Here is a 12,088-nt window from a genome sequence, read left to right as displayed (position 1 = left end):
TCACTTTTTTTAAACAATTACACCGATTTTTGATAACAATGCTCTACTATGGCGCTGTTTATTTGCGCAGAGGTCGGGATGAAAGACGTCGTTATCGTAGGTGCAGTGCGCACGCCCATTGGCTGCTTCCAGGGCGCGCTGTCGCGCTTTAGCGCAGTGGAGCTCGGAAGCGTGGTGGTAAAGGCGCTGGTGGAGCGCACCGGGCTGGATCCTATGACGGTGGATGAGGTGATCCTCGGTCAGGTGCTGACCGCCGGGGCGGGGCAAAACCCTGCGCGCCAGTCGGCCATTAAAGGCGGGCTGCCGAATACCGTTTCGGCCATCACCATTAACGACGTCTGCGGCTCCGGCCTCAAGGCTCTGCATCTTGCGACCCAGGCTATTCAGTGTGGCGAAGCGGATGTGGTTATCGCGGGCGGCCAGGAAAACATGAGCCGCGCGCCGCACGTGCTGACCGACAGCCGCACCGGCGCGCGTCTTGGCAACAGTCAGCTGATTGACAGCCTGGTCCACGATGGCCTGTGGGATGCGTTCAACGATTACCATATGGGCGTCACGGCAGAAAACCTGGCCCGCGAGTACGGCATCTCCCGTGAGTTGCAGGATGCCTGGGCGCTCAGCTCGCAGCAAAAAGCGCGGCGGGCCATTGATTCCGGGCGCTTCCGGGATGAAATCGTGCCGGTGGTGAACCTGCAAAAGAACGGTCTGGCGCAGGTGGTGGACACCGACGAACAGCCCCGTACCGATGCCAGCGCCGAAGGGCTGGCGCGTCTGATGCCCGCCTTTGACTCACTCGGTTCGGTGACGGCAGGCAATGCTTCCTCCATCAACGATGGCGCGGCGGCAGTGATGATGATGAGCGAGTCGAAGGCAATGGAGCTTAATCTGCCGATTCTGGCACGGATCCGCGCTTTTGCCAGCGTGGGCGTCGACCCGGCGTTGATGGGCATCGCCCCGGTTTATGCGACGCGTCGTTGTCTGGAGCGTGTGGGCTGGCAGTTAAACGATGTGGATCTGATAGAGGCCAACGAAGCTTTCGCCGCTCAGGCTATTTCGGTGGGCAAAGTGCTGGAGTGGGATGAGAAGCGCGTCAATGTCAACGGCGGCGCCATTGCGCTCGGCCACCCGATTGGGGCTTCCGGCTGTCGCATCCTGGTGTCTCTGGTCCATGAAATGATTAAACGCGATGCCCGAAAGGGGCTTGCGACCTTGTGCATTGGCGGCGGGCAGGGCGTGGCGCTGGCGGTAGAACGCGATTAAACCTCTCTGCTTTTGATGGGGCCTCCACGTGAGGCCCTTTTTGTTTTTGCAAAAAAAAAGCCCTTCACAGAGGAAGGGCAAGGCCAGTTACAGAATCACTCAGGTCAGTTCTGGTGATGGCTGGGATACATATGAGTCAGCTTGTAATTTATCAAAACGATGTTTTATTTTTCGTGACGCCTCACGCACTTTTCTGCTTCGCCTGAATGTCTTTGTTTTCCTCCCGATTTTTCCTTTCCCTGCGTTCTTTTTTAAAGATCGGTTAATTTGTTGTTTTTAAATATTTTTTGTTTTTAGCATGGCCAGGGATTTGCGCGCGAACGTGATCGCATTTGCAGTTTTGGTATTTAAATGCAGAAAAAGTGAAACGCTGTTTTAATTGCAATTGAAAAGCGCTGAGGAGAGGACTAAGATAGTTTCATCACAAAAGCAAAACTGCTTTTCAAAATGGAACACTCTTACCGGAGGATAACGTGGACATCAGACAAAGCATCCACAGCGCGCACGCCAAAACGCTCGATACCCAGGAGCTGCGCAAAGAGTTTTTAGTTGAGCAAGTCTTCGTCGCCGACGAATACACCATGGTCTACAGCCACATCGACCGCATTATCGTTGGCGGTATCATGCCTGTGGCGAAGACCGTCTCGGTGGGCGGCGAAGTCGGTAAACAGCTGGGCGTGAGCTATTTCCTCGAGCGCCGTGAGCTGGGCGTGATCAACATCGGCGGCCCAGGCACTATCACCGTCGATGGCAAATGCTACGAAATCGGCCATCGTGATGCGCTGTACGTCGGCAAAGGCGCGAAAGAAGTGGTGTTTGCGAGCATCGATACGGCAAAACCGGCGAAGTTTTATTACAACTGCGCCCCGGCGCATACCACTTACCCAACGAAAAAAGTGACCCCTGCTGACGTGGCTCCGGTAACGCTGGGTGACAACCTCACCAGCAACCGTCGTACCATCAATAAGTACTTCGTGCCGGACGTGCTGGAAACCTGCCAGCTCAGCATGGGCCTCACTCAGCTCGACCCAGGCAATCTTTGGAACACCATGCCGTGCCACACCCACGAGCGCCGCATGGAAGTCTACTTCTACTTCAATATGGCCGATGACGCCTGTGTGTTCCACATGATGGGACAGCCGCAGGAGACGCGCCATATTGTGATGCACAACGAACAGGCGGTGATTTCGCCGAGCTGGTCGATTCACTCTGGCGTCGGCACTCAGGCCTACACCTTCATTTGGGGCATGGTTGGCGAAAACCAGGTCTTTGATGATATGGACCATGTTGCCGTGAAAGACCTGCGCTAAGCCGCAGACAGCTAACCCTATGCCTGTCTGAATCAGGCGCGAATGAGTAAGGAAATTTTTATGATTCTCGATACATTTTCTCTGGCAGGTAAAGTTGCCGTAGTGACCGGCTGTGATACGGGGCTGGGTCAGGGCATGGCCATCGGCCTCGCGGAAGCGGGCTGTGACATCGTCGGCATTAACATCGTTGAGCCAACAGAGACCATCGAGCAGGTGACTTCCCGCGGTCGTCGCTTCCTGAGCCTGACGGCAGATCTGCGCAACATCGATGGGATCCCACAGCTGCTGGAGCGTGCAGTGGCAGAATTCGGCCATATCGACATTCTGGTGAACAACGCCGGGCTGATTCGCCGTCAGGACGCTATTGAATTCAGCGAAAAAGACTGGGATGACGTCATGAACCTGAACATCAAAGCGGTGTTCTTCATGGCTCAGGCGGCGGCGAAGCACTTCATCAGCCAGGGCAACGGCGGCAAAATCATTAACATTGCTTCGATGCTCTCCTTCCAGGGTGGGATCCGCGTGCCGTCTTACACCGCTTCCAAAAGTGGCGTGATGGGCGTGACGCGTCTGCTGGCCAACGAATGGGCTAAGCACGGCATTAACGTCAACGCCATTGCGCCAGGTTACATGGCGACCAACAACACTCAGCAGCTGCGTGCCGATGAGCAGCGCAGCGCGGAAATTCTGGACCGTATCCCGGCCGCACGCTGGGGCCTGCCGTCAGATTTGATGGGGCCGGTGGTGTTCCTGGCGTCCAGCGCGTCTGACTACATCAACGGCTATACCATCGCCGTGGATGGGGGCTGGCTCGCCCGCTAATTCACCGTTATTGCAAATCATAACCCTGCTCAATGGCAGGGTTTTTTGTATTCAGGAAATATATTTATTAAATTCATTAATTCTTTGAGTGCATTTAATTGAATACTCAAAAATAGGATTTTTTAAATAAAAATTTAGGCTCGCACTATGCAACGGGGGATTTCATGTTTTTCAACTGCCTGTTTTCGTAGGTTTTGCTGTTTGACCCCAAAAAAATCCGCCAGCTTTTGACAAACTTCTTCCTGAATACCCTGTATTTTTCATTTATTAGAAGTTTAGGGTTTTCAGATAATTCTTATAAGGTTATATTGGCTGGCACTTACCCCTACGAAGAATTAATGTCTAATCATGTCTACTATGGATATTAAACCGCAAACGGATGCGATCATCTCTTTCCCACGTCCCGCATTATCCTCCCGCGAGCCGCAAGAAATTGACCTGCTTGCGCTGGCTGAAACGCTGTGGAATGCCAAAAAACGTATTTTGAGTGTGGTCTTCTGTTTCGCCCTGCTGGGATTTGCCGTGAGCCTTCTTCTGCCGCAAAAATGGACCAGCAATTCGGTTATCACCTCCGCTGAGCGTAATCAATTGGTGCCGCTTAACCAACTGCTCTCCACTGTACAGGTGCTGAACGTCGATTTGAAAATTGACAGTGGCAACCTCTTTAATCTGTTTATTAAGAAGTTTAAATCCTCCGTTTTGCTCGAGGAGTATGTGAAATCCACCCCTTCGTTGATGAGCCAGTTTGAGGGAGTGAATGTTGACCCTATTGAGCTACACCGCGCGATTGTGGCGATGTCTGAGCGAATGAGGGCCCTGGATGATGCAGATAATAAAAATGGGCCAACTACACCGTACCATTCATGGACGCTCTCCTTCACGGGTCCACAGCCTGAAGAAGCGCAGGCTATTCTTGCTGGCTACATGCGGTTCGTGGCGGATAAAGTGGTGTCACAAACCATGACGAACATTCATGACACAGTGATGATGAAAGTGCAGGTCGAAAAGCAGCGCCTGGCGTTAGATCGCGCGCAGTTGGAAAATGCCAAAGAGGCCAAAATCAAGCGTCTGGATTATTCCCTGCAGGTGGCAAAAGCGGCCGGAATTAATAAACCAGTTTACAGCAACGGTCAGGCAATTAAGGACGATCCAGATTTTTCAGTGACCCTGGGCACCGAAGGGCTCAACAAAAAGCTGGAAATCGAAAAATCGATCACTGATGTCTCGGAGCTGAATGCGGAGATTCTTAACCGTGAATATCTCCTGAAGCAGCTCGAAGCCCTCAATATCAAGTCAATTCAGTTTCCGGTGGTGAATTATCAGCTTTCTCCCTCTTTGCCGGTGAAAAAAGATGGCCCGGGAAAAACGCTGATTGTTCTGCTGGCGGCGATCGTGGGTGGAATGCTGGCGTGCGGCGGCGTACTGTTGCAGCAGGCAGTGCGTTCCCGCCACAGCCCGAGGCTTGCGGCCGAGTAGTGCGTCCGACATTCACATTTTATCTCATTAGCGAAAAGGAGGCATTTGCCTCCTTTTTTCTGTCCGCTCGGCAGGGTAAGGTTGTTTCACCGTGAAAAACTCAGAAAGGAACCTCCATGAAAACCATCGGCCTGCTTGGCGGTATGAGCTGGGAATCGACCATCCCTTACTATCGTCTGATCAATGAAGGCATCAAGCAGCGACTCGGCGGCCTGCACTCGGCAAAAATCCTGATGCACAGCGTCGATTTTCACGAGATAGAAGCCTGCCAGTCGGCGGGGGAGTGGGATAAGGCAGGGGAGATGCTGGCGCAGGCGGCGGCCGATTTGGAAAGTATTGGCGCAGAAGGCATTGTGCTCTGTACCAACACCATGCATAAAGTGGCTTCCCATATTGAACTGCGATGCGCCGTGCCGTTTTTACATATCGCCGACGCGACAGGCCGCGCCATTGAAAAACAGGGCGTGCGTAATGTGGCGCTTTTAGGCACACGCTATACGATGGAGCAGGATTTTTATCGCGGACGTCTGGAGCAGGAGTTCTCGCTGAACACGATTATCCCTGACGCAGAGGAGCGGGCGCGCATCAATCAGATCATCTTCGAAGAGCTGTGCCTGGGCACCTTCAGCGAAGCTTCCCGCGCTTACTATGTCCAGGTCATCGAACGCCTGGTCAGCGAAGGGGCGGAAGGCGTGATTTTTGGCTGCACGGAAATCGGCCTGCTGGTGCCTGAAGAACGCAGCCCGGTGCCGGTGTTCGACACCGCCGCGCTGCACGCCTCCGACGCCGTTGACTTTATGCTTTCCTGACGTCGCTCAGCATCTTTTCCAGTGGTTCAACCAGGGTCTGCACGCTGTTTTGCAGATGTGCAACAAAGGCATCGACCAGGGCCGAACCCGGCCGATGCAGCGGGCGAATCAGGCTGACGGTAAAGGGCACTTCCACGCTGAAGCGGCGAATGGCGATCCCACTCTCTTCGCCGCTGTAAGCGTAATCCAGCGCGGTGAAGGGGTTAACGACGGAAATCCCGACGCCTGTCCGCACCATCGCACAGATGGACGCCGCGCTGTGGGTTTCCACCACCATTCTCCGGTGTGCCTCGTGCTCGGCAAAGAGGCCGTCGAGGAGCTGGCGATAGCTGTCCGTTCGCGACAGGCTGATATAGTTCTGGCCGTCAAAATCCTTCGGCGTCAGCACTGCTTTTTTCGCCAGCGGATGCTTCGCGGGCAGGACGCACACTTCATTCATGCTCAGCAGCGGCGTGCGCTCCGTGCCGGGCGGCGTGTGCAGCGTTTCCGTTAAGCCTAAATCGTGACGCTGCGCCGAAAGCCACTCTTCCAGCAGCGGCGATTCCTGCGGCACAATTTGCAGGCTGACGTCCGGAAAGCGGTCGAGAAACGGCTGCAGCAGCGCCGGTAAAAAGGATTGTGAAAATACCGGCAGGCAGACCACGGAAAGCTCGCCCTGGCGAAATTCGCGCAGGCTTTCGGCGGTGCTCAGGATCCTGTCCAGCCCGTACCACGAGCGCTGAACCTCTTCAAACAGACGCAGTCCCTGCACCGTCGGGTGCAGACGCCCACGGGTACGTTCGAACAGCTTCAGCCCCAGCACTTTTTCAAGCCGCGCCAGTTCCCGGCTGACGGTTGGCTGCGAGGTATGCAGCATCGCGGCGGCTTCGGTCAGGTTGCCAGTGGTCATCACGGCGTGAAAAATCTCGATGTGGCGCAGATTGACCGCGGGCATGACGAACTCCTTCCAGAACGTTATCCATATCAATTTTGCATGAAGTCAGGATAAAACGATATTTTTTATTCTGCTTTCCCTGTGGCGTAATCCTCTGAAAGCGAATAAACCGGAGTTCACCATGCCACGTCCACTTCACACGACTGACACCGACCTGAATGCTGAAAACCTGCTGCGCCTGCCTGCGGAGTTTGGCTGTCCAGTGTGGGTTTACGATGCGGCCATCATCCGCAAGCAGATTGCCCAACTCAGCCAGTTTGACGTGGTGCGCTTTGCCCAGAAGGCCTGCTCGAATATTCATATTCTGCGCCTGATGCGCGAGCAGGGTGTGAAGGTGGATTCCGTGTCGCTCGGTGAAATCGAGCGCGCGCTGGCAGCGGGTTACGATCCCGTTGCGCATCCCAACGATATTGTGTTCACCGCCGATATGATCGACGAAGCGACTATCGCGCGCGTTGCCGAACTGAAGATCCCGGTGAACGCGGGTTCTGTTGATATGCTGGCGCAGCTTGGTGCTGTGTCGCCCGGGCATCCTGTCTGGCTGCGCGTGAATCCGGGCTTCGGTCACGGCCACAGCCAGAAAACCAATACCGGCGGCGAAAACAGCAAGCATGGGATCTGGTATAGCGATCTGCCTCAGGCGCTGGAGGTGATCCAGCGTTACAAACTGAAGCTCGTCGGCATCCATATGCATATCGGATCCGGCGTGGATTACGGACATCTGGAGCAGGTGTGCGGCGCAATGGTGCGCCAGGTTATTGAGTTTGGTCAGGATCTGGAGGCCATCTCTGCCGGCGGCGGCTTATCCATTCCATATCACTACGACGATGAAACCATCGATACGCAGCACTATTTCGGCCTGTGGAATGCCGCCCGCGAGCAAATCGCGAAGCACCTCGGGCATGCGGTGAAGCTGGAAATTGAACCGGGCCGTTTCCTGGTGGCGGAGTCCGGCGTGCTGGTGTCGCAGGTGCGCAGCGTGAAAAACATGGGCAGCCGCCACTTCGTGCTGATTGACGCCGGTTTTAACGACCTGATGCGTCCATCGATGTACGGCAGCTATCACCATATTTCGGCGCTGGCCGCCGATGGCCGCGATCTGTCTCAGGCCCCGCAAGTGGAAACCGTGGTGGCGGGTCCGCTGTGTGAATCGGGTGATGTCTTTACGCAACAGGAAGGCGGCAAAGTGGAGACGCGTGAGCTGCCGCAGGTTGCCCCGGGAGATTATCTGGTGCTGCACGATACCGGTGCCTACGGCGCGTCGATGTCCTCCAACTACAACAGCCGCCCGCTGCTGCCGGAAGTGCTGTACGACAACGGCGTGGCAAAACTCATCCGTCGTCGCCAGACGATTCAGGAGCTGCTGGCGCTGGAATTGTTCTGATAAAACGGACCGGTGGTGACTGAGTCGCGCAGCACCAGCTTACCGGTGAAGGGCGGCAGAGTCTCGATAGGCAGGTCATTGGCAAGTTTGATGGCCTGGTCGATCGCGGTGGTTATCATGTTATCGATCGGCAGATACACCGTTGAAAGCCCCGGTTCAAGCCACCTGGCGCATGGGGCATCGTCGAAGCCGAACAGCGAAATGTCCTGTGGAATGCGTAAACCCGCCTGATGCAGCGCTTTTGACGCGCCCAAAGCCATATCGTCGTTACAGGCAAACAGGGCGCTGAACTCCACCTTCTCTTCCAGCAGTTGCTGACACAGCTCATAGCCTCGCGTCATGCCGGAATCGCCATATTTCACTTTGTTCTGATCCCATGCGATGCCGTGCTTTTCCAGCGCATTGCGGTAGCCCTGCAGGCGCGCTTTACCCGTTGGCGTGTGGATGGGCACGGTAATGCAGGCGATATCACGATGGCCCTGGGTAATCAGATAATCCACCGCCTGGAACGCGGCATCCTGCTGCTCGAAGAAGACGCAGCGATCGCGCATCTGGCTGACGTCGCGGTTGATCACCACCACCGGCATGGCGATGGAGTTAATGAGCTTCATGATCGCTTTTTCGCTCATAAAGCGGGTGTAGAGCACGATGGCATCACACTGGCGGTCTGCCAGCATCTGCACGGCCTGCTCTTCACGTTCTGGAGTGTCGTGACCGTCGGTGACGATCAACTGCTTGCCGTGGGTTTCCGTCTGGCGTGAGGCCTGCTGAAGCAGCCTGCCAAAATAGAAGCCATCGAAGGTGGAGACCACCAGGCCGATGCTGTTGCTGGTTCGGTTCGCGAGCGAGCGCGCCAAAAAATTCGGACGATAACCCAGCTCTTCCATGGCTTTGTACACCTGCTTGCGGGTGCTTTCTTTTACCTGACCTGTGCCGTTCAGCACGCGGGAAACGGTCGCTTTCGACACGCCAGCGCGTAGTGAGACATCCAGCATTGTTGCCATTATTTATTCCTGATACCCGTTGATAGCCGCAGTTTATCACAGACATTCAGTGCCATATCTGCCGCCCTCGTGACAAATAACTATCGAGATCACGCTTTTGACAGGGTTTTATCTGAATATCCCTGTAAAGATTGCGTGGTATGCCAATGTTGGGTTTTTAACTTTGTTTGGAATACCAAATGTCGTCATGAGAGCTCAGTCACAGAACTTTGTCCGACACATCGCTATTTTTGGTATGCCAAATGTTACAAGGCTGTAAACCCATTCTATAAAAGCCACATTTGAGGTATCACCCCTATGGCATTTCAGGAAAAACTGATCGACTCTCTGGGAAGTTTCGCCACGAAATTCAATAGCTACCGCTATATCATGGCAATCAAATCTTCCTTTATAACCCTCATGCCGGTGATCATCGTCGGCGCCTTTTCGGTACTGATTTCCAACATGGTACTGGACCCGAAAAACGGTCTGGCAAGCTTCCAGGCGCTGTCGTTCCTGGCGGCGCTGAAGCCAATTACCGCGGCGATTAACTACGCCACGCTGAACTTCCTCAATATCGGCGCAGTGTTCTTAATCGGCATTGAGTTGGGCCGCATCAACGGCATTAAGACGCTGTTCCCCGGGCTGTTGGCGGTGATTTGCTTTATCTGTGTGACCCCAACCACCGTAGAGATGCTGGTGGACGGTCAGATGCATGTGGTGAAAGACGTGCTGCTGCGCCAGTTCTCCGACACCCGTAGCCTGTTCCTTGGCATGTTTATCGCCATTTTGTCAGTGGAAGTGTACTGCTGGCTGGAAGGGCGTCCGGGCCTGAAAATCAAAATGCCGGATACCGTGCCGCCGAACGTTTCTGCGTCGTTCTCCGCGCTGATCCCGGCGATCATTACCACGACGGCCATCGCCACCTTCGGCTTCGTGTTCCATCAGCTGACGGGCATGTATCTCTACGATGCGGTGTATCAGGTCGTCCAGCAGCCGCTGGAGCGCGTGGTGCAAAGCCTGCCGGGTATTCTGCTGCTTATGTTTGTTGCCCAGCTGTTCTGGGTGATCGGCATTCACGGCAACCAGATGATCAAACCGATCCGCGAGCCGCTGCTGCTGGGGGCGATCACCGTCAACATGAGCGCCTTCGAGCAGGGCAAAGAGGTGCCGAACATTATCACCATGCCGTTCTGGGATGTGTACATGAGCATCGGGGGTTCCGGCCTGACTATCGGCCTGCTGATTGCGGTAATGATTGCGACAAAACGCAAAGAAATGAAGGAGATCGCCAAGCTCTCAATCGGGCCTGGCCTGTTTAACATCAATGAGCCGGTGATTTTCGGCATGCCGATTATGCTCAACCCGATTCTGGCTATTCCGTTCATCATCACCCCTCTGGTGACCGGGTCGATTGGCTATTTCGCCACCGTCACGGGCTTTGCCGGTAAAGCCGTGGTGATGGTGCCGTGGACCACGCCGCCGCTGATCAACGCCTGGCTGTCAACCGCGGGTTCTATGGGGGCGGTTATCACGCAGCTGATTTGCATCGTCACCTCCATCATTATTTATCTGCCGTTTGTGAAAATTGCCTCCCGCCGTGCGGAGCAGGCACAGCTACAGGCGCAGCAGCAGGCCACTGAGAACGCATGAGGACGCAATGAGTCAGAAAACTATCGCCATACCACAGGAATTCATTCTCGGGGCCGCTGCCTCCGCCTGGCAAACTGAAGGCTGGAGAGGCAAAAAAGAGGGCCAGGATTCCTGGCCCGATCTCTGGTACAAAAACGACAGACACGTCTGGCATAACGGCTATGGTCCTGCAGTTGCCACGGATTTTATCAACCGTTTTCGTGAAGACGTCGCGTTAATGAAGGAGGCGGGGCTCACGCATTACCGCACCTCGATCAACTGGTCACGCTTTCTGACCGATTATGAAAACGTCACCGTCGATGAAGAGTACGCGGCATACTACGATGCGCTGTTCGACGAACTGCTCGCCCACGGCATCACGCCGATGATTTGCCTCGAACATTACGAGTTGCCGGGCTATTTGCTGGAAACCTATGGCGGCTGGGCGTCCAAAAAAGTGGTTGAGCTTTACGTTCGCTACGTGGAAAAAGTCTTCGCCCGCTATCACCACAAAGTCACGCGCTGGTTCACCTTCAACGAGCCGATTGTGGTGCAGACGCGGGTCTATCTGGATGCGCTTCGCTGGCCGTATGAACAGAATACGGGCACCTGGATGCAGTGGAATCATCACAAGGTGCTGGCGACGGCGCGGGTGGTAAAGCTGTTCCGCGAGAAGGGCTATCGTGGCAGCGTAGGGTGTATTCTCAACCCGGAAGTGACTTATCCACGCTCCAGCGCCGCGCACGATGTCCGTGCCGCAGAGGTTTACGATCTGTTCTACAATCGCGTGTTCCTCGATCCCTTCGTTCACGGTGAGTACCCGGCAGAGCTGTTCACGTTGCTGGAAAAACATGCTGTGGCATGGGATTACACGCAGGAAGAGTTGGCGGAGATCCGTGCGAACACGGTCGACGAGCTTGGCATCAATCTGTACTACCCGCATCGCGTGAAAGCGCCATCCCGTGCCTGGCACCCGGAAACGCCTTTCCACCCGGCGTATTACTACGAGCCGTTCGAGTTGCCGGGGCGGCGGATGAACAAATCCCGCGGCTGGGAAATTTACCCGCAGATTGTGTACGACATGGCGATGCGTATTAAAAATGAGTACCGCAACATTCCGTGGTTTGTGGCGGAAAGCGGGATGGGGATTGAGAACGAGGGGCAGTTCCGTAACCGTGACGGCGTTATTGAAGATGACTACCGCATCGACTTTATCGGCGAGCACCTGTGGCAAACGCTGCGGGCGAAGCAGGACGGTGCCAACTGCCGCGGCTATATGCTGTGGGCATTTACTGACAACGTTTCGCCCATGAACGCCTTCAAGAATCGCTACGGGCTGATTGAGATCGATCTGGAGAATAACAGGGCTCGCCGGGCGAAGAAGTCAGCGGCCTGGTTCCGCAGGCTGCGTGACAGCCGAAGCTTAACCCTTAACGTGGACGATGAACTGAAGTAGCGGCGCGCCACCGCTGCGTGAT

The 12,088-nt window shown here is 55.1% G+C and carries 10 protein-coding genes; 8 read left to right on the top strand and 2 right to left on the bottom strand.

The genetic code is table 11. From position 1 onward, the window contains the following. Nucleotides 1-78: 78 nt before the first annotated feature. The 5 genes from CRO87_RS05965 (at nt 79) to CRO87_RS05945 (ending at nt 5,677) form a co-directional block, all read left to right on the top strand. Complete coding sequence (locus CRO87_RS05965; protein WP_097162276.1) at nt 79-1,260, top strand: acetyl-CoA C-acetyltransferase; 1,182 nt, start codon at nt 79-81, stop codon at nt 1,258-1,260. 473 nt (nt 1,261-1,733) lie between these two features. Continuing rightward, complete coding sequence (kduI, locus tag CRO87_RS05960; protein ID WP_097162023.1) at nt 1,734-2,570, top strand: 5-dehydro-4-deoxy-D-glucuronate isomerase; 837 nt, start codon at nt 1,734-1,736, stop codon at nt 2,568-2,570. A gap of 60 nt (nt 2,571-2,630) precedes the next feature. Beyond that, the gene (kduD, locus tag CRO87_RS05955) at nt 2,631-3,392 is read left to right on the top strand and encodes a 2-dehydro-3-deoxy-D-gluconate 5-dehydrogenase KduD (RefSeq protein ID WP_097162022.1); all 762 of its coding nucleotides are present in this window, start codon (nt 2,631-2,633) and stop codon (nt 3,390-3,392) included. A gap of 348 nt (nt 3,393-3,740) precedes the next feature. Then, nucleotides 3,741-4,868 carry an LPS O-antigen length regulator Wzz(fepE) gene (gene wzz(fepE) / locus CRO87_RS05950; protein ID WP_097162021.1) on the top strand — a complete coding sequence of 376 codons (1,128 nt, stop codon included), beginning with the start codon at nt 3,741-3,743 and terminating at the stop codon, nt 4,866-4,868. 116 nt (nt 4,869-4,984) lie between these two features. Continuing rightward, a complete protein-coding gene (locus tag CRO87_RS05945) occupies nt 4,985-5,677 on the top strand; it encodes an aspartate/glutamate racemase (RefSeq protein ID WP_097162020.1) in 693 nt (230 codons plus the stop codon). On the opposite strand, the gene CRO87_RS05940 is transcribed toward CRO87_RS05945, so the two are convergent. Next, nucleotides 5,664-6,611: a LysR family transcriptional regulator gene (locus CRO87_RS05940; protein WP_097162019.1), complete on the bottom strand. Its 948-nt coding sequence runs from the start codon at nt 6,609-6,611 to the stop codon at nt 5,664-5,666. The two genes, CRO87_RS05945 and CRO87_RS05940, sit on opposite strands and share 14 nt — an antisense overlap. A 121-nt stretch (nt 6,612-6,732) precedes the next feature. Between CRO87_RS05940 and lysA the strand changes: the two genes are divergently transcribed. Further along, nucleotides 6,733-7,995: a diaminopimelate decarboxylase gene (lysA, locus tag CRO87_RS05935; protein ID WP_097162018.1), complete on the top strand. Its 1,263-nt coding sequence runs from the start codon at nt 6,733-6,735 to the stop codon at nt 7,993-7,995. On the opposite strand, the gene CRO87_RS05930 is transcribed toward lysA, so the two are convergent. Next, nucleotides 7,965-8,999 carry a LacI family DNA-binding transcriptional regulator gene (locus CRO87_RS05930; RefSeq protein WP_097162017.1) on the bottom strand — a complete coding sequence of 345 codons (1,035 nt, stop codon included), beginning with the start codon at nt 8,997-8,999 and terminating at the stop codon, nt 7,965-7,967. The genes lysA and CRO87_RS05930 overlap by 31 nt on opposite strands. 297 nt (nt 9,000-9,296) lie before the next feature. Here CRO87_RS05930 and CRO87_RS05925 point away from each other — a divergent pair, with 297 nt between their 5' ends. After that, nucleotides 9,297-10,631, top strand: a complete 1,335-nt coding sequence (locus tag CRO87_RS05925) for a PTS sugar transporter subunit IIC (RefSeq protein WP_097162016.1) — start codon at nt 9,297-9,299, stop codon at nt 10,629-10,631. 7 nt (nt 10,632-10,638) lie between these two features. Further along, a complete protein-coding gene (locus CRO87_RS05920) occupies nt 10,639-12,066 on the top strand; it encodes a glycoside hydrolase family 1 protein (protein ID WP_097162015.1) in 1,428 nt (475 codons plus the stop codon). Nucleotides 12,067-12,088 lie beyond the last annotated feature (22 nt).

Origin of the sequence: Enterobacter sp. CC120223-11 (genome assembly GCF_900215375.1) — a bacterium.
Lineage (GTDB): Bacteria > Pseudomonadota > Gammaproteobacteria > Enterobacterales > Enterobacteriaceae > Scandinavium.
This window is presented reverse-complemented; position numbering and strand designations above follow the sequence as displayed.

Coding starts and splice junctions, on each gene's coding strand:
- CRO87_RS05965 (WP_097162276.1), top strand. CDS start 79: ATGAAAGACGTCGTTATCGTAGGTGCAGTGCGCACGCCCATTGGCTGC.
- CRO87_RS05945 (WP_097162020.1), top strand. CDS start 4,985: ATGAAAACCATCGGCCTGCTTGGCGGTATGAGCTGGGAATCGACCATC.
- CRO87_RS05940 (WP_097162019.1), bottom strand. CDS start 6,611: ATGCCCGCGGTCAATCTGCGCCACATCGAGATTTTTCACGCCGTGATG.
- CRO87_RS05920 (WP_097162015.1), top strand. CDS start 10,639: ATGAGTCAGAAAACTATCGCCATACCACAGGAATTCATTCTCGGGGCC.
- lysA (WP_097162018.1), top strand. CDS start 6,733: ATGCCACGTCCACTTCACACGACTGACACCGACCTGAATGCTGAAAAC.
- kduD (WP_097162022.1), top strand. CDS start 2,631: ATGATTCTCGATACATTTTCTCTGGCAGGTAAAGTTGCCGTAGTGACC.
- CRO87_RS05925 (WP_097162016.1), top strand. CDS start 9,297: ATGGCATTTCAGGAAAAACTGATCGACTCTCTGGGAAGTTTCGCCACG.
- CRO87_RS05930 (WP_097162017.1), bottom strand. CDS start 8,999: ATGGCAACAATGCTGGATGTCTCACTACGCGCTGGCGTGTCGAAAGCG.